Below are 17,089 nucleotides of genomic sequence, written 5' to 3'. Positions count from 1 at the left end.
CGGTCGAGCGTGATCTCGAGGACATGCCCCCGACGCGCGAGCTTCACGGCTTCACTCATGGAACTTCCCCTTATTCATGCCGAAATCCTGGGCATCCTGCATAGGCGGCGCCCACAGGTTTGAAGTGACGAATTCCGACAAGAGCGCGAAGGAATCCGACATCAATTATACAGATGTTAAAGAAGCTCCCGGGCTCTTTTAGCCGTTTGCCCCCACTCGTTTGCGCCTAATCATTCGCTCTGGCCCCACCCACCGGCGGGCGGCCATTGCGCTGAATGGATTTCTGATAATCCGACATCTGCTTGCGGTACTCGCTCTCGCCGCCACTTCCAGACTGGGCGCAGGCCGCCAAGGCGAGGCTCGCCGAGACAAGAGTGACCGCGAGCATGAGATGGCCGTACATCGAACGCCTCCGGGATAGGGTGAGGGAGACCGCCGGCAGGGCGGATCCCGATGTTAACGATGTTTGCTGATCTGAGCGGGGATTCAAGAGCGGCTCAAAAACTTAGCCACGACGTTGGCCCTCAGATAATTTCACACAGAGGATGTTGATTAGCCGTATGAAGCTCTGTGGAGAGGCCTGACCAGCTCTCGTCTTCGCTCACAACAAGCTCTGCGTCGGAGCGATGCAAATTTCCCGGATCCCAAAGATAATCATATAACTAATTGTTATTGTTATGAGTAAGTCCCGCCTTTCTCTCCAGATCTTACCGTCTTTAATAACATTTATTTACTGTCCTTTTAGTTCAAATATGGCATGGAGTTCGTTAAATTCAATTGACCGATGGCTTTGCTGTGCTACATCTTTTCACACAACTGGCGCCATTATACTTTTCTAAGTGTGTAATTGACGCCAGTCTCATTCCGGACACGCAAGCTCATGCCGCTCGATCAGATCTCGTCAGCCAGCCGACCGAACGTTTTCGATGCCAGCACCGTGCTCGGCGCGGAAGTGGCGGCGCTGAATGCGCGCTTTGCCGGCGCGCATCCCATCGAGATTCTGCGCGCGGCGGTAACCGAGCTTTTCCCCGGCCGCATCGCCCTCGTCTCCTCCTTCGGCGCTGAATCCGCGCTGCTGCTGCACTTCATTGCCGAAATCGATCGCCACACGCCGATCCTCTTCCTCGACACCGGCAAGCATTTCATCGAGACGCTGATGTATCGCGACATCCTTGGTGGTCGTTTCGACTTCACCGATATGCGGACGCTCGAACCCGACGTGGCCGCGATCGCCCAGGCCGATCCCGATGGGACATTGTGGTCGACCAATCCCGATCTCTGCTGCCAGTTGCGGAAGGTCGATCCGCTGGTGCGCGGCCTTGAGCCCTTCGAGGCGTGGATCACCGGGCGCAAGCGCTATCAGAGCAAGACCCGCGCGGCGCTGCCGATCTTTGAATCCCTGGACGGCCGCATCAAGGTCAACCCGCTCGCCGCTTGGGGTGCCGAGGAGATCGAGGCCGCCTTCAAGCAATTCAAGCTGCCCCAGCACCCGCTGGTCTATGACGGCTTCAAATCGATCGGCTGCCAGCCCTGCACCATCCGTGTCGCCGATGGCGAAGACGCGCGCGCCGGCCGCTGGGCCGGTTTGGAAAAGACCGAATGCGGCATTCACCGCAATTGAAAGACAAGATGATGAGCCACGAATCTCAATCCGATCTCGACCAATTGGAAGCACAGAGCATCTTCATCCTGCGCGAGGCCTATGCACGGCTGAAACCCATCGCCATGCTCTGGTCGCTCGGCAAAGATTCCAACGTCATGGTCTGGCTGGCGAAGAAAGCCTTCCTCGGCCATGTCCCCTTCCCGGTCGTGCATGTCGATACTGGCAAGAAGTTTCCGGAGATGTACGATTTCCGAGAACGCTATGCCAAAGAGTGGAACCTCAACCTCATCGTGCGCGATTGCCCGCCGGTGGAATCGGTGGATCCCAGCCTGCCGCCGGCCGCGCGCTCGGCCGCCCGCAAGACCGTGGGCCTCAAGAACGTGATCGACGAATTCGCCTTCAAGGGCATCATCGCCGGCATCCGTCGCGACGAACAGGCGACCCGCGCCAAGGAACGCGTCTTCTCCCCCCGCGCCGACGGCAGCACCTGGGATTTCCGCGACCAGCCGGCCGAATTCTGGGATCATTTCAACGCGGCACTCCCCGACAGCGCCCATATGCGCATCCATCCGCTGCTGGCCTGGACAGAGCTCGACATCTGGCGCTATGTGCAGCGCGAGCAGATTCCGCTGGTGCCGCTCTATTTCGCGCGCAACGGCAAGCGCTACCGCTCGCTGGGCGATTCCGACATCACCTCCCCGGTGGTTTCCGATGCCCATGACCTCGATGCCATCATCGACGAGCTGCGCACCACCAAGACCTCCGAGCGCGCCGGCCGCGCCATGGATCACGAACGCGAGGACGCCTTCGAGCGCCTGCGTGCTTCCGGCTATATGTAAGGGGAACGCTCATGAACGCCATCACCCTCAAACCCGCCAATGACGCAGCACCCCAGCCAGCGGCGCAGCAGGCGCGTTTCCCCTTCGCCATCGTCGGTCATGTCGATCATGGGAAATCGACCCTGATCGGCCGCCTGCTCCACGACACTGGCAGCCTGCCCGAAGGCAAGCTCGCCGAATTGCAGGCGGCCAGTGACAAGCGTGGCGGTACCCTCGAATGGTCCTTCCTCCTTGATTCCTTCCAGGCCGAGCGCGACCAGGGCATCACCATCGACACGACGCAGATCTTCTTCCAGACCGCGAAGCGCCCTTACGTCATCATCGATGCGCCGGGTCACAAGGAATTCCTGAAGAACGCCGTTTCCGGTGTCGCCCAGGCTCAGGCCGCCCTTCTGGTCATCGATGCTGCCGAGGGTGTGCGCGAACAATCGCGCCGCCATGCGCTGATCCTGCAATTGCTGGGCCTGCGCCAGGTCGCCGTCATCGTCAACAAGATCGACCTCATCGATTTCGACCCCATCCGCTTCCAGGTGGTGGCCGACGAGATCACCGCTTTCCTCGCCGAGCTTGGCTTGACACCCAAGGCCATCGTGCCGATCTCGGCGCGCCATGGCGACAACATCGTGACGCGTTCGGCCAGCACGCCCTGGTATGACGGCGTCACCGTCATCGATCTGCTGGATGGTTTCGAGGCAGCGAAGCCTGCCACCGAGCTGCCGCTGCGCCTGCCCATCCAGGACGTGTTCAAGTTCGACGAGCGCCGCCTGGTCGTCGGCCGCATCGAAAGCGGCCGCTTGAAGGTCGGCGATACGCTGACCTTCGCTCCCACGGGCAAGTCGGCCAAGATCGCCAGCATCGAAACCTGGAACGCCGCGCCGCAGATCGCGGCCGCCGCCGGGCAATCGGTAGCCCTCACCCTCGATGACGAGCTCTTCATCGAGCGCGGCCATGTGGCGACCCATGTCGAGCGCCAGCCGCACCTCACCCATGAGGCGGTCCTGCGCCTCTTCTGGCTGGACAGCGAACCGCTGGAACCCGGCGACCGCATCGGCCTCAAGGTCGCGACCTCGGAATATCCCGTCGCCATCGAGGGCATCCGCGCGGTCATCGACGTGGATTCCCTCGACCGCCAGGTGGCCGACCGCGTGCACCAGAACGGCATCGCCGAGGTGCTGGTGCGCTCGCGCCAATTGATGGCGATCGATCTGGTCGATGAATTGGCCAAGACCGGCCGCGCCGTCCTCACGCGCAATGGCGATATCGTTGGCGGCGCCGTGATCCTCGCCCGCACTGCGTCGGAAGACAATGCCGCCGATCCGCGCCATCTCTTCAGCCCCGACCATCATGTCACGCGCGAGGCCCGCACCGCCGCCAACGGCCACCAGGGTGCGGTCATCTGGCTCACCGGGCTTTCCGGCTCGGGCAAGTCCACCCTCGCCATGGCGTTGGAACGCGATCTCTTCGCCAAGGGCCGCCAGGTCTATGTGCTGGACGGGGATACCTTGCGCACCGGCCTCAACAACGATCTCGGCTTCGGGCCCGAGGCGCGGGCCGAGAACATCCGGCGCGCGGCCGAGATGGCGAAGCTCTTCGCCGATGCGGGCCTTGTCGTCATCACTTCGCTGATCTCGCCCTTCGCCGCCGAACGCGCGAAAGCCCGCGCCATCATCGGCACCGGCTTCCACGAAATCTATGTGAAGGCCGACCTCGCCACCTGCGAAAGCCGCGACCCCAAGGGCCTCTATGCCAAGGCGCGTGCCGGCGAGATCCGCAACTTCACCGGCATCGATTCACCCTATGAGGCGCCGCAGAACGCCGCACTCGTCATCGACACCAGCGTGACCACGCCCGATGCAGCGGTTTCCACCCTCATCGGCTATGTCGAACAAGCCATCGCCGCCCGCGCCACGCCTCAGCGCAAACAGATCGGGGCGGCGCAGTAACCCGCGCCGCCCCGTCCCTACTTCTCGCTTAGCTGGCAGCAGCGCCGTTAATTGGTATTGCTGTTGCCGTCGGTGCAGTTCTGGGCGTCGCCCTTTTCATTGTCACAGCGGTAAGTCGCCGGATCTTCCTGCGACGGCGCGCCGGCACCGGTATTGATGTTCAGCTCTTCCGGGGAATTGGTGGCATTGTTGTCACAAGCCTGTGACGTCCCCTTCTCGCCATCGCACTGACCGGTGGTCAGCGGCGTGTCGTTCTGCATCGACGGTGCCGGCTGAATCACATTGGTGTCACTCGGCGCCGTTTCCGACGCCGATTGCGCAAAAGCGGCACCCGAGGCGCACATGAAAGAAAGGACGGTGGCAGCGGCAAGTTTCTTGAAGGTCATGACATGCTCCTTTTCTGATCTGCATGTCCTGCCTAACCGCGCCAGCCAAAAGATGTTCCACGTCCGTCGTGTGACATCTGCAACAGGTTGCGCGATCTTCAAGTTCTGGTGCCCGCTGCCGGACTCGAACCGGCACGAGGCTTTCGCCTCTCAAGATTTTAAGTCTTGTATGTCTACCAATTCCATCAAGCGGGCAGCTTGAAACATCCTAGGCGGCCGGTTCTCCCTCGATCGGCTCGGCGCCGAGGTTCCTGATGATGCCGTGGAGTTCCACGGCCGCCGCGTCGATCCGGTCCTTCTCGGTGCCGCGGATGACGAAGGAGGCGCCGAATTTTCCGGCGCGGAAGAAGGGGTAGGAGCCGATCTCGAGCATGGGATAGCGGTTCTGCAGGGCTTCGAGATCCTTGGCGATGGCGCCTTCGCCGACATAACCCGAGACCGTGCGCGAGAGCATCTTCGCTCCGCCCTTCAACTCCGCCTTCAAGCCGTCGAACATCGCCTGGCAGATGCGCGGCACGCCGGCCAGCACATGCACGTTGCCGATCTTGATACCGGGTGCGACCGAGACCGGATTGTCGATGAGCTCGGCGCCTTCCGGCGTATGCGCCATGCGCATGCGCGCCTCGGTCAAATTCTCAGGCCCGTAATGATCGAGGAGGAGCTTCGCCGCCCTGGGATGCTTGATGAGGGGCACGCCGAAGGCCTTGGCGATGCTGGCCGCCGTGATGTCGTCATGGGTGGGGCCGATCCCGCCCGTGGTGAAGATGTAATCGTGTTTGGCGCGGAGCTCGTTCACCGTGGCGACGATCACCTCCTCGATATCGGGGATGAAACGCCCCTCCATCAGGCGGATGCCGATCTCGGTCAGGCCCGTCGCCAGGTAATTGAGGTTGGTGTCCTTGGTGCGGCCCGAGAGGATCTCGTTGCCGATCACGATCACCGCGGCCGTAACAATCCTGGATTCACTCATGATCGCCGTCACTGCACCCGCTGATAGCCGTAGCCGGTCATGCATTCATTGACCCAGGCATCATAGCGTTCCTGGGTCTGGTAGCTGTTCATGCTGGTGGTGAGGCCCGGATCGACGCCGCCGGGATTGCCGGTGCCTTGCGCGGCGGCGATGTCCTGGTCGATGCCGCGATCGGCCTTGGTGGCGGCGCGGGCCTGGCTCTCGCAGGAATCGAGATCGGACCAGGCCTCATCCTCGCTCACCCCGGCTTTGGTCCAGGTCATCTCGCGCGAGAGATAGGAACAGCCCGAAACCAGAGCCCCCGCCAGAAACAGAGCCACGATACCGCGCCCGGAAGAACCGATCATCATCACACCCTTGCCAGAAATCCGGCGCTAACTTGCCGGGAAGCCCGCCCGGATGCAACATCCGCGCTCACCTCGATTCTACGGCCCATTTCCCATTTCGGTTCCATGATTTTCGATCCACCCCTCCTTCCTGCCCGCCTTATCCGCCGATACAAGCGGTTCCTGGCCGATATGGTGCTCGAGGACGGGCGCGAAATCGTGGCGCATTGTCCCAATCCGGGCTCGATGCTGGGCCTCGCGGAACCCGGATCCCGCTGCTGGCTTTCGGCCAAGACCGGGAAAGGCCGCAAGCTCGATTTCGGCTGGGAGATCGTCGAGACGGCGTCCGGCGCCCTGGTCGGGATCAATACCGGTTACGCCAACCGGATCGTGGCCGAGGCGCTGGCGGCCGGCAAACTGCCCGGCCTGCCGACCGACGGCACCTGGCGGCCGGAGGTCAAATTCGGTACCGGCACCCGCTTCGATTTCGCCCACGAGGCCGCGGACGGAAAGATCACCTATCTGGAGGTGAAAAGCGTCACCCTCTCGCGCGAACCCGGACTTGCCGAATTCCCCGATTCCCGCACCGAGCGCGGCGCCAAGCATCTCCGCGCGCTTTCGGCCGCCTTCGCTCTCGGTCACCGGGCCATCCTCCTCTTCCTGGTCCAGCGCGACGATTGCGACCGCCTGGCGGTGGCCGCCGATATCGATCCCGCCTATCAGGCGGCCCTCACCCTCGCCCGCGGCCAGGGTGCAGAGCTGCAGGCCTATCATTGCAGCATCGCACCGACGGGGATTTCACTAGCAAAACCAGTGACTTTCCTGCCCTGACGCATATGCCCCCTGCGCGCCCGGGGCTTGCAAGGGATAAGGGCGCGGCGTATCTAAAGTTGACCAGCCAGCAGCCAAGAGCAGCCCAGCGTGATGCAGAAGAAAGATTTGGAAGACGATTGGATCGAAGACGGCAAGATCAAGCTGCACAAGCCCGCCGATTTCGAGAAGATGCGCCGCGCCGGCAAACTGGCCGCGGAAGTCCTGGATTTCATCACGCCCCATGTCGTGCCCGGTGTCACCACCGAGGCGCTCGACAAGCTGTGCCACGATTACATCGTCGCCCATAAGGCGATCCCGGCGCCGCTCAATTACCGCGGCTTCCCGAAATCGATCTGCACCTCGATCAACCATGTCGTCTGCCACGGCATTCCGGGGCCGAAGAAGCTGGCCGAGGGCGACACCGTCAATATCGACGTCACCGTCATCCTCGATGGCTGGCACGGTGATACCAGCCGCATGTATCCGGTCGGCAAGATCGGCGTGCAGGCGCAGAAGCTGATCGACGTCACCTATGAAGCCATGATGCGCGGCATCGAGATGGTGAAGCCCGGCGCCACCTGCGGCGATATCGGCCATGCCATCCAGAGCTTCGCCGAGAAGCAGCGCTTTTCCGTGGTGCGCGATTTCTGCGGCCACGGCATCGGCAAGGTGTTCCACGATTCCCCGTCGATCCTGCATTTCGGCCGCGCCAAGACCGGCCCGGAACTGAAGCCCGGCATGTTCTTCACGGTGGAGCCGATGATCAATGCCGGTACCTGGCAGGTGAAGATCCTGGACGATGGCTGGACCGCGGTCACCCGCGACAAGAAGCTCTCGGCCCAGTTCGAACACACGCTCGCCGTGACCGAGACCGGCTACGAAATCTTCACCGCATCGCCGGCCGGCCTCGACCGGCCCCCTTATGCCGCCTAAGCCGGCAGCGGAAGAGACGGAAGAGAAGCCGCATTATCTCGGCCACCGCCAGCGTTTGCGCGATCGACTGCTGCAAAACGGTGCCGGATCGCTCCAGGATTACGAGCTGCTGGAATTGCTGCTCTGCCTCGCTATTCCACGGATCGATGTGAAGCCGATCGCCAAGGACCTCATCCGCCGCTTCGGCAGCTTCGCCGGCGTGATGGCGGCAGAGCCAGATCAATTGATGGAAGTGAGCGGCATCAAGGAGAGTACCGCGGCGGCGATCAAGATTGTGCAGGGTGCCGCCCTGCTGATGCAGCGCCAGGACGTGCTGCAGAAGCCGGTGCTGTCATCCTGGAAATCGGTGCTGGATTACTGCCATTCGGTGATGGCCCATGACCAGAACGAGCAATTCCGCCTGCTTTTCCTCGACGGCAAGAACGCGCTCATCGCCGATGAAGTTCAAAGCCGCGGCACCGTCAATCACGCCCCGGTCTATATCCGCGAGGTGGTAAAGCGCACGCTCACCTTGGGCGCCGTCTCGATCATCATGGCGCACAACCATCCGACCGGCGATCCGACGCCGTCCCGCGACGACATCGACATGACGCGCGCCGTACAGCGCGCCTTGGCCGAGGTCGGGGTCAATGTGCACGACCACATCATCATCGGCCGCAAGGGCCATGCCAGCCTGCGCTCGCTCGGTTATCTCGACGCCGTCAAGGCGCGCTGAAAGGAAGAAGCCATCTTGAGCACCGTCCCAGAGATCATGCCCGTGCTGTTCCTGTCCCACGGCAGCCCGACGCTTCCCTTCGACAACGTCCCGGCGCGCGATTTCATGATGCGCCTGGGTGCCAAGCTGCCACGCCCCACGGCGATCCTTTGTATCTCGGCGCATTGGGAGGCGGCGGCCCCCAGCGTCACGGCGAGTGCCAGCCCCAGCACAATCCACGATTTCTACGGCTTTCCCCAGGCGCTCTATGATTTGCAATACGACGTGCCCGGCGATCCCGCTCTTGCCCAGCGCATCGCCAAGCTGATCGAGGCCGGCGGCTACAATGCGCTGCTTTCTTCCGATCGGGGCCTCGATCACGGCGCCTGGAATCCCTTGATGCTGATCTATCCGCAATCGGACGTTCCGGTGCTGCAGCTCTCGCTCATCCATCACGGCAAGACGGGCGATCATATCGCGCTGGGCCGCCTGCTCGCCCCGTTGCGCGCGGAAGGTGTCCTTATCATCGCTTCAGGTGGCGCCGTTCATAATCTCCGCGCCGTCGAATGGGGCGGCCGCACGCCGCCCCCCGATTGGGCCAGCGCCTTCGATGCCTGGCTGCGAGCACAAATCGAGAGCGGCGATTTCGAAGCCTTGGGCGATTACCGCGCCCAGGCCCCGGACGCCGCCATCGCCCATCCCAGCGAGGACCATCTGATGCCCCTCTTCGTGGCGTTGGGCGCCGCCGCCGGTCAATTGCCCGCCGCCAAGGGAACGCTCATCCACGGCAGTTTCACCTTCGGCAGCCTCAGCATGGCGTCCTATGCCTGGGGTCTCTGATCCGGGATTTCCGATGTCTTTTTATCCACTCGGTTGATTTTTACGACTCGTGGCAAAAGTGATCGCCGGGAGTCACATGGCGACACTTTTGCGGCGCACCAGTAACGATTTGATTCATTTTGCTAAAATTTCCGGTACTGGCGAAATCCCCACACTATAAGAACAAATACCCATAATTCGACACACACTATAATATGAGCGCGTTAGCTCGATTTTAACCCTCTGGTAACGGTCCGGGCCCTATCGTTTTCACAACAAAGGAATTTTGCCGCGCGCGTCTCGGACCACAGCCGAAACGCCGATGCGGTGGATTGTGAGTACCGCACCGTGATCGCCACCGACGTCCGCAAGCTGGTCGACCTCGCCCGTGACAAGTCCAGTCAGGGTCGGGCCAGCCTCGTCACCGCCATCGGCGATCTGATGGAAGATTCCGGCCGCATCCTGACCTTGCAGGAAAAGGCCTTGATGAACGACATCCTGAAGAAGCTCATCCAGGATGTCGCCCGGCCCATCCGCAAGGCGCTTGCCGACAAGCTTGCACAATCGCACAACGCCCCGCACGAGGTTGTCTCGCTGCTGGCCAATGACGAATTCGACATCGCTTCGCCGGTGCTCCTCAAAAGCGATCTCCTCAGCGACGAGGATCTGGTCGAAATCGTGCGTCACCGCACCTTGAGCCACCGCCTCGCCATCGCCATGCGCCGCAGCGTCTCGACGCTGGTGAGCGACGCGCTGGTCGGCACCAATTCCGTCGACGTGATCAAGGCGTTGCTGGAGAACCACGGCGCGCAGATCACCGATGCGACCATGGCCTATCTGGTGCAGCAATCGGAAAGCGTCGACGAGTTCCAGGAACCCCTGCTCCGCCGCAACGATCTCCCCGCCGATCTTTCCAAGAAGATGTATGTCTGGGTCTCGGCGGCCCTGCGGCAATACATCGTCGAACACTTCCCGGTCGACAAGGCCGAACTCGATCTCACCGTCGCCCGGGTGACGGATGACATCGCCGCCCATGACGATGTTCGCCGCGGCGACGATGCCGCCATGGCGCTCGCTGAACAATTGGCCCGGCGAAACGAGCTCACCGCCGACATGCTGGTCAAGACCCTGCGCCGTGGCGAGATCGCGCTCTTCGAAGCGATGCTGGCACAGATGCTGAGCCTGCGGCCGCAGGTGGCGCGCAAGCTCATCTATGAAGATGGCGGCGAGGGCCTGGTCATCGGCTGCCGCGCCTGCAACATCAACCGCACCGATTTTACCGCCCTCTTCCTGATGCTGCAGCGGGCGCGGCCGAACGAATTGGCCAACAACCCCTATCAGCTTTCGCGCTCGATGGAGATGTTCGACCGCCTGAAGCCGGACACGGCCAGGAAAGTGGTCGAACGCTGGAAGATCAATCCCTACTTCCTGAAATCCATCCGCCGCCTCGAACAGCGGCCACGCGGATGAGCATCGCGCGGGACAAGCTCCGGCTCGTCAAAAGCGAGCCCAACGCGGCCCGTCAGCCCAGCGCCGACCAGATCAAGCAGATTTTCGCGCAACGGCTGTTCGATTTCGCTTCGCCGCTCTACATGGTTGATCGCGCAGGCCGCATCACCTGGTCCAATCTTCCCTATCGGCAATTGGGCGAACGCCTTGCCTTGCGCGATGGGCCGGCCTCGCTGCTGCCCTTGACCGATATGCTTTCGCGCGCTGAAGGCAGTGACCGCGTCATCCGCCGCGACATCCAGATCGTGCTCGACGGTCATCAGCGCATCCTCCACGCGCATCACGTGCCGCTGACCGACCGCCATGGACGCCACACCGGCATCGCCGGCCTCATTGAGCCGCTCGACAACGCCCTCGAATTGCAAGCGGAGCTGGCCCGCGCGCGGGAACGCTTCGACGACATCGTGCGCCTTACCTCCGATTGGGTGTGGGAGACCGACACCGACCTCACCATCACGCTGATCTCGGACCGCGTTACCAAGGTTTTGGGCTATCTGCCGCAGGAATTGCTCGGGCGGCCCTTGAACGAACTCGCCGATGGCGAAGCCGGACGCCGCGCGCTCAAGCAACGCTGCATGGCGCTGACACCATTCCGCGACCATCATCTCGAAGTACTGACCAAATCCGGCGACACACGGCTCTTCCTGTTGTCCGGCGTGCCCACCTTCTCCCACGAAACCGGCGGCCATCTCGGCTTTCGCGGGACCGCCAGCGACATCACCGAATTGATGCGGCGCGAGCTGTCTCTGATCCAGGCCAAGGAAGCGGCCGAGATGGCCAACCGCGCCAAGTCCGATTTCCTCGCCAATATGAGTCACGAGCTCCGCACGCCCTTGAACTCGATCATCGGCTTTGCCGATCTGTTGAACAACCAGCTCCTGGCGCCAGCGGGCGATCCGCGCGCGCAGGAATATGCCGCCGACATCCAGACCAGCGCGCAGCATCTCCTCGCCATGATCAACGACATCCTCGATCTTTCGAAGATCGAATCCGGCCGGTTGATCCTGAACGAGGAAGAAACCTCCATCGAAATGCTGTGCGAACCGGCCTTGCGCATGATGCAGGATCGCGCCCGCGCCGCCGGCATCACGCTTTCGACCGACTTCCCCACCGGCTTGCCGCTCATCACGGTCGACCATCGCCTGACGCGGCAGATCCTGCTCAACCTGCTTTCCAACGCGGTGAAGTTCACGCCGCCGGCGGGCAGCATCGTCTTGCGCGCCTATCGCGCCGAGGGCGGCGACCTGGTGCTGGAGGTCGAAGATACCGGCATCGGCATTCCCGAACAGGATATCGACCGGGTGCTGGAGCCCTTCGTCCAGGTGGAATCCCATCACGCCCGCCGCTATGGCGGCACCGGCCTGGGCCTCGCCCTCTGCCGCCGCCTGGCCGAACTCCATGGCGGCCGCCTTGCGCTTGTGAGCACGGCCGGCAAGGGAACCAAGGTCGGTTTCCACATTCCGCCGGAGCGGGTGCGGTAAGTTAGACCGCTGCAGCTACCGCGTAATCGGCGCGCCAGCTTTCGGCGCCGCGGCCTTCAACCCGGCGCGTTCGACGCGCAGCAGATCCGGCCCACGTCCTTTCTCGACCACATCCGCCACCAGCGGCCCCAGCGCCGGGCCGAACTTGAAGGCATGGCCGGAACAACCGCAGGCCAGGATCAGCCGATCGCCCCACTCGCCACCCGCCGCATCGACGATGAAGTCGACATCGGGCATCATGGTCCAGGGATGGCGCTGGGTTTTCGCGACCTTCGCCTTGTGGCCGGGGAAGCGGTCGGCGAACCAGGCGAGGAGGCGCGCCTCCTCGCCCATATCCGGCGACCAGGAGGTGACGTCCCCATCCCAGCCTTCGGCACCCGCATCGAAGGCGACCTTGTAGCCGATGCCCGGCACCGGATGGCCGTAATAGCCGACCTCGCCATTATCCTTCCATTCGGCAAAGCCAGGCCGGTCGACCAAGCCCGGCGCATCCAGGAACGTCACCTGCGCGATCGCCGGGGCGAGCGGCAGATCGATCCCCAGCGGCCGCAGCAGCGCCCCGCTCCAGGGTCCCGCCGCTACCACCGCCTTCGCGGCAACCACGTGCCGCTGCGCCGTCGTCACGCGCACGCCGTCGCCGTTCCGCGCGATACCGGTGACGGCTTCTGGCGCGAACATCGCAACGCCCAGTTTCGCCGCCGCTTCGTTCATCGCCTTCATGCCCACCTCGGCCATGACCGTGCCGGCCTGGGCATGGAACAGCGCGCGCTCGCCAGGCTGCAGCGCCATTTCCGGAAAACGCTGTTTGAAATCGCTGCCCGCCAGCATGTCGATGCGGCAGCCCGCTTTCGTCACCTCGCCCATCAGCGCCGAGAGCTTCCGTTCCGAACCAATATCGACCTGGCCAGTCAGATGCAGGATGCGCCGCCCGCTGGTCTTCTCCAGCGCCCCCCAGGCCTCGATCGCCTGCATGGCCAATTGCACATAGAACGGATGATCATAGGCAAGCCGGATCGAGCGCGAGGCGCCGGTCGAGGACGTCACCTCATGTCCGCTGCCGAACCGGTCGACGATGGCGACACGCTGCCCGCGTTTGGCGAGTTCCAAAGCCGTCGCAATGCCAAAGACACCCGCACCCACCACGACCGTATCGAACACGTCGCTCATTCTCGTCATCCGTCCTAATCCAGATCAATATCCATGCGCGCCGCGATCTCGCGATAGCGGCTGCAGGCTTCGGCATCTTTTCCACGCAGAGCCAGATCGCTGGCGTCCATCAAGTCGACGAAGGCATCGAGATAAGCTTTTTGTTCTACCTTGCTCAGCGAGCGATCCCGAAACCGCTCAGAACTGACATCAAGCTCCTCATGAAGCTTGGCGCCCATCTCCAGCGCCTCCTCGTGGGAACAGCTTTCGTCGGCGGACGCCGCACCGGGAGTTACAGCAGCAAGGGTTGCAGCACCCGCAACCAATATGCCGGCCAAAAGCATTAGCCCAAAGGATCTATGCATTGAACCCTTCCAGGAACGCCACCAGGTTGCGGCCGAGTTCCGGGCAGAGGTAACCGCCTTCCTGGACCAAGACGCTGGGGAGATCGAGTTTGCCGAGACGGGCGGCGATCCGGTTGAAGCCGCCCTCGGTCACCTTGAGCCCGGCAAAGGGATCGCCCTGGAACGCATCCAGGCCCAGCGCCACGACAATGGCCTCTGCACCGAAATCGCGCACTTTCCGGAGCCCCACATCGAGGGCGGCGAGGAAGTCATCGTCGCCGCTCCCCAACGGCAAGGGCAGGTTGAGATTGGCGCCCTTGCCAGCACCCTCGCCGGTTTCGTCTGCATAGCCCCAGAAGAACGGATAGAAATTCGCCGGCTCGGCATGGACCGAGACAGTCAGCACATCGCCGCGCGCATAGAAGATGCCCTGGGTGCCATTGCCGTGATGAAGATCGACATCGATGACGGCGACGCGGTCATATTTGCCGCGCAAAATCTGCGCCGCGATGGCGCTGTTGTTGAGATAGCAGAAGCCACCGGCCATATCGGCATAGGCGTGATGGCCCGGCGGCCGGCAGAGCGCATAGGCGGCGCGCGTGCCGGCCTTGACCAGTTCCGCCGCCGCGATGGCGGCATCGGCGCTGGCGCGGATCGCCGGCCAGCTCTCGGCGCCGATCGGACAGGCCGTATCCATCATGTGATAGCCCGCCTGCCCCACCACGGATTCCGGATAGGCAGCGGCGCGGCGTGTGGGATGGATGTTGGGCACGATCAGATCGGACGCCCCCGGCAGTTCCCGCCAGCGCGCATGACCTTTTTCCAGGAAGGCGAGATAGCGCGCATCATGGATGGCGGCGATGGCGGCATCGGGTCCCCGCACGGGCTCACGGACCTCATGCCCGGCCGCATCCAAAGCCGCCTTCAGCGCCGTGGCGCGTTCCGGCTTTTCCGGGCAGGGCTGCCAGCGCCCCCGCACCAGGAACTCATGCGGCGCGTGGCGCAATTGCGTTTCCGAGAAAAAGACCTGCATGGCCCCGACTCCGATGCTGCGATTTTCCCGCAGCATCGGCCGGACGAGGCTCGGCTGGCAAGCCTCTCCCGTTTACTTCTCGGCCTCGATGATGAGCGCATCGACGGCGACGGCACCTGTCGGCAGCACCATCAGCGGATTGACGTCGAGTTCGACCAAATCGCCGCGCTGCGCCTCGGCATAGGATGCCACCGCCATCACCGCATCGACCACCGCGCCGATATCGCCCGCCGCCTTGCCGCGATAACCCTTGAGGAGCTTGGCGATCTTGAGGCCCTGGATCGCCTCCTCCACCACGGCCCGGCTGGTGGGCAGCAGGAGGAGTGCTGAATCCTCGACCATCTCGACCAGGATGCCGCCGGCGCCCACGACCAGCGCGAGGCCGAATTGCGGATCGCGTTTGACGCCGATGATGAGTTCGGCCACCACGTCCTTGACCATCGCCTCGACCAGAACCTGCTCGATCTTGAGGCCCTTCTCATAGGCGGCAACCGATTGATGCATCTTCGCCACCGCCGCCTCGACCTCGGCCGCGGATTTGAGATTGACCGCGACGGCGCCCGCCTCGGTCTTGTGGGCGATCACGGGTGCCGCCACCTTCACCACCACCGGGAAGCCGAGTTCCGCCGCGGCCTTGGCGGCATCGGCCGGCGCCACCACGCGGCTCTGCGGCACGGCAAGACCATGGGCGACTAGCGCCTGCTTGGCGTCGCGTTCCGAGACGATGCGGGTCTTGCCGTCGAGCACGGGCGTTACCGGCATGATGAGATCCTCGGCCGATCCCGCGGTGAGGCGCGCCCGCTGCCGCGCAAAACGCGCGGTGGCCGCGAAGGCGCGCATCGCCTCAGGAAGACCCTGCATCGGCGCCGCGTGTTTGGGCGCCATCGCATCGCGCGCGGCGGCCGGCAGCAATTCGGGCAAGGTCGCCGTGACGATCGGCATCTTGCCGTGTTCGTGGCAGGCAGCGATGATCGCATTGACCGAAGCATTGCAGGCCTTGAGACTCGTTTCGCCATCCACCGCGTAATCCAGGATCAGCATGCCGGCATCGTAATCGCCGCGCATCACCGTGCCGAAGCATTTGGTCAGCAGATCCTCGTGCCCCCAGAGCGAGGTGTTGTAATCCAGCGGATTGGTGACGCTGGCAAAGTTCGGCAATTGCGCTTTGAGATCGGTGACCTGATCCGGCGCATGCGGCTTCAGGGTGAGGCCCACATCCTCGGCGAGATCCGCCGTCATCAAGCCATCACCGCCCGAGCAGGTGAAGACCGCGAGGCTGTCGCCCTTGGGGAGACCGGCGATGGAGATGAACTTCATCGTCTCCAGGAGATCCGGCACCGAATTCACGCGGATGACGCCCAGCCGGTCGAAGAGCGCGTCATACATCCGATCACTCCCGGCCAAAGACGAGGTATGGCTCATGGCCAAGGCCGAGCCCAGTTCCGATTTCCCGGCTTTGAGGGCGATGAGCGGCTTGCCGTTCTCGAGCGCCTTCGCGGCCGCGCGGCTGAACGCCGCCACATCGCTGATCGCCTCGATATAAAGCCCGATCGCCGTCACCTTGGGATCCTCGGCCAAGGCATCGACGAAATCGGCGACGTTCAAGACCACCTGATTCCCTGAGGTGATGACATAGGCGAAGGGCACCGAGCGGTCGTTATAAGTGAGGTTGAGCGCGATATTGCCGCTTTGCGCCACCAGCGCGCAGCCGGTCTCGACCTTGCGGCCGTTATGGCCCGCGGGCCACAGCACGATGCCGTCGAGGTAATTGAGGATGCCGTAGCAATTGGGCCCGACCACGGCGAGATCGCCCGCCGCTTCGATGAATTTCTTCTGCAGCTCGACGCCCTCGCCGCCGACTTCGGCAAAGCCCGCGGCGTAGCAGATCGCCCCGCCGGCATCCCGTGCCGCCAATTCCTTCAGGATCTCGATCGTCGCCTCGCGTGGCACGGCGATGAAGGTGGCGTCAGGCGCTGTCGGGAGATCGGCGATCGAGGCGTAGCATTTGCGCCCGCCCAGCGTTTCGTATTTCGGATTGACCACCCAGATCTCGCCCGGGAATCCGGCATCGGCGCAGCGCGCGATGGAATCCGCCATGGCCTGGCCGCCGACGATGCAGACATGGCGCGGCTTCAGCAGTCGCCGGATGTTGTTTTGGCGTTTGGTCAGGCTGGTCATGTCTCAGGATTCCAATATCGGTGGGATGCGGCTAGAAGTGCTGATAGCAGGACAGGTGGGCTTGAGACAATC

Annotated in this window: 17 protein-coding genes and 1 tRNA gene; 9 read left to right on the top strand and 9 right to left on the bottom strand. The window is 63.1% G+C overall.

All coding sequences use genetic code 11. From position 1 onward, the window contains the following. Window positions 1-226: 226 nt before the first annotated feature. Window positions 227-403, bottom strand: a complete 177-nt coding sequence (locus ACE3PR_RS19070) for a hypothetical protein (RefSeq protein ID WP_374375301.1) — start codon at window positions 401-403, stop codon at window positions 227-229. Window positions 404-880: 477 nt separating this feature from the next. Here ACE3PR_RS19070 and ACE3PR_RS19065 point away from each other — a divergent pair, with 477 nt between their 5' ends. The 3 genes from ACE3PR_RS19065 to cysC are packed head-to-tail and all read left to right on the top strand — an operon-like array spanning window position 881 to window position 4,385. Beyond that, complete coding sequence (locus tag ACE3PR_RS19065) at window positions 881-1,621, top strand: phosphoadenylyl-sulfate reductase (RefSeq protein WP_374375299.1); 741 nt, start codon at window positions 881-883, stop codon at window positions 1,619-1,621. Further along, on the top strand, window positions 1,600-2,442 hold the full coding sequence (gene cysD, locus ACE3PR_RS19060) for a sulfate adenylyltransferase subunit CysD (protein WP_374375296.1): 843 nt from the start codon (window positions 1,600-1,602) through the stop codon (window positions 2,440-2,442). Before ACE3PR_RS19065 ends, cysD begins: the two co-directional genes overlap by 22 nt. A gap of 11 nt (window positions 2,443-2,453) precedes the next feature. After that, window positions 2,454-4,385 (top strand): adenylyl-sulfate kinase, encoded by a 1,932-nt coding sequence (gene cysC / locus ACE3PR_RS19055; protein WP_374375294.1) that lies wholly within the window; start codon window positions 2,454-2,456, stop codon window positions 4,383-4,385. Between the two features lie 47 nt (window positions 4,386-4,432). Here cysC and ACE3PR_RS19050 read toward each other — a convergent pair whose 3' ends face one another. The 4 genes from ACE3PR_RS19050 to ACE3PR_RS19035 all read right to left on the bottom strand — a co-directional run bounded on the left by ACE3PR_RS19050 (window position 4,433) and on the right by ACE3PR_RS19035 (window position 6,091). Then, the gene (locus tag ACE3PR_RS19050) at window positions 4,433-4,771 is read right to left on the bottom strand and encodes a hypothetical protein (protein WP_374375292.1); all 339 of its coding nucleotides are present in this window, start codon (window positions 4,769-4,771) and stop codon (window positions 4,433-4,435) included. 106 nt (window positions 4,772-4,877) lie between these two features. After that, window positions 4,878-4,966: transfer RNA gene (locus ACE3PR_RS19045), tRNA-Leu, on the bottom strand. 13 nt (window positions 4,967-4,979) lie between these two features. Continuing rightward, window positions 4,980-5,741, bottom strand: a complete 762-nt coding sequence (locus ACE3PR_RS19040; RefSeq protein WP_374375289.1) for a competence/damage-inducible protein A — start codon at window positions 5,739-5,741, stop codon at window positions 4,980-4,982. A gap of 8 nt (window positions 5,742-5,749) precedes the next feature. After that, a complete protein-coding gene (locus ACE3PR_RS19035; protein ID WP_374375287.1) occupies window positions 5,750-6,091 on the bottom strand; it encodes a hypothetical protein in 342 nt (113 codons plus the stop codon). A gap of 102 nt (window positions 6,092-6,193) precedes the next feature. On the opposite strand from ACE3PR_RS19035, the gene sfsA reads away from it, so the two are divergent. The 6 genes from sfsA to ACE3PR_RS19005 all read left to right on the top strand — a co-directional run bounded on the left by sfsA (window position 6,194) and on the right by ACE3PR_RS19005 (window position 12,316). Further along, complete coding sequence (gene sfsA, locus ACE3PR_RS19030; RefSeq protein ID WP_374375285.1) at window positions 6,194-6,898, top strand: DNA/RNA nuclease SfsA; 705 nt, start codon at window positions 6,194-6,196, stop codon at window positions 6,896-6,898. A gap of 93 nt (window positions 6,899-6,991) precedes the next feature. Further along, window positions 6,992-7,813 carry a type I methionyl aminopeptidase gene (map, locus tag ACE3PR_RS19025; RefSeq protein WP_374375283.1) on the top strand — a complete coding sequence of 274 codons (822 nt, stop codon included), beginning with the start codon at window positions 6,992-6,994 and terminating at the stop codon, window positions 7,811-7,813. After that, window positions 7,803-8,528 (top strand): DNA repair protein RadC, encoded by a 726-nt coding sequence (gene radC, locus ACE3PR_RS19020; protein WP_374375281.1) that lies wholly within the window; start codon window positions 7,803-7,805, stop codon window positions 8,526-8,528. The genes map and radC overlap by 11 nt, the downstream gene beginning before the upstream one ends. Before the next feature lie 15 nt (window positions 8,529-8,543). Then, window positions 8,544-9,347 (top strand): class III extradiol ring-cleavage dioxygenase, encoded by an 804-nt coding sequence (locus ACE3PR_RS19015; RefSeq protein WP_374375279.1) that lies wholly within the window; start codon window positions 8,544-8,546, stop codon window positions 9,345-9,347. 327 nt (window positions 9,348-9,674) lie between these two features. Further along, the gene (locus ACE3PR_RS19010) at window positions 9,675-10,796 is read left to right on the top strand and encodes a DUF2336 domain-containing protein (RefSeq protein ID WP_374375276.1); all 1,122 of its coding nucleotides are present in this window, start codon (window positions 9,675-9,677) and stop codon (window positions 10,794-10,796) included. Continuing rightward, window positions 10,793-12,316, top strand: a complete 1,524-nt coding sequence (locus ACE3PR_RS19005) for an ATP-binding protein (RefSeq protein ID WP_374375274.1) — start codon at window positions 10,793-10,795, stop codon at window positions 12,314-12,316. Before ACE3PR_RS19010 ends, ACE3PR_RS19005 begins: the two co-directional genes overlap by 4 nt. Window positions 12,317-12,331: 15 nt before the next feature. On the opposite strand, the gene ACE3PR_RS19000 is transcribed toward ACE3PR_RS19005, so the two are convergent. The 4 genes from ACE3PR_RS19000 to ACE3PR_RS18985 form a co-directional block, all read right to left on the bottom strand. Then, window positions 12,332-13,483 carry an FAD-dependent oxidoreductase gene (locus ACE3PR_RS19000; protein WP_374375272.1) on the bottom strand — a complete coding sequence of 384 codons (1,152 nt, stop codon included), beginning with the start codon at window positions 13,481-13,483 and terminating at the stop codon, window positions 12,332-12,334. Window positions 13,484-13,497: 14 nt separating this feature from the next. Next, the gene (locus ACE3PR_RS18995; protein ID WP_374375270.1) at window positions 13,498-13,806 is read right to left on the bottom strand and encodes a hypothetical protein; all 309 of its coding nucleotides are present in this window, start codon (window positions 13,804-13,806) and stop codon (window positions 13,498-13,500) included. A gap of 13 nt (window positions 13,807-13,819) precedes the next feature. Continuing rightward, a complete protein-coding gene (locus ACE3PR_RS18990) occupies window positions 13,820-14,839 on the bottom strand; it encodes a histone deacetylase family protein (protein ID WP_374375268.1) in 1,020 nt (339 codons plus the stop codon). A gap of 72 nt (window positions 14,840-14,911) precedes the next feature. After that, window positions 14,912-17,017 carry an acetate--CoA ligase family protein gene (locus tag ACE3PR_RS18985; RefSeq protein WP_374375266.1) on the bottom strand — a complete coding sequence of 702 codons (2,106 nt, stop codon included), beginning with the start codon at window positions 17,015-17,017 and terminating at the stop codon, window positions 14,912-14,914. Between the last annotated feature and the right edge of the window lie 72 nt (window positions 17,018-17,089).

The sequence above is a fragment of the Dongia sp. genome (genome assembly GCF_041909655.1).
GTDB lineage: Bacteria > Pseudomonadota > Alphaproteobacteria > Dongiales > Dongiaceae > Dongia.
Note: the sequence above shows the minus strand (reverse complement) of the source record. Positions and strands in the feature narration are given on the sequence as shown.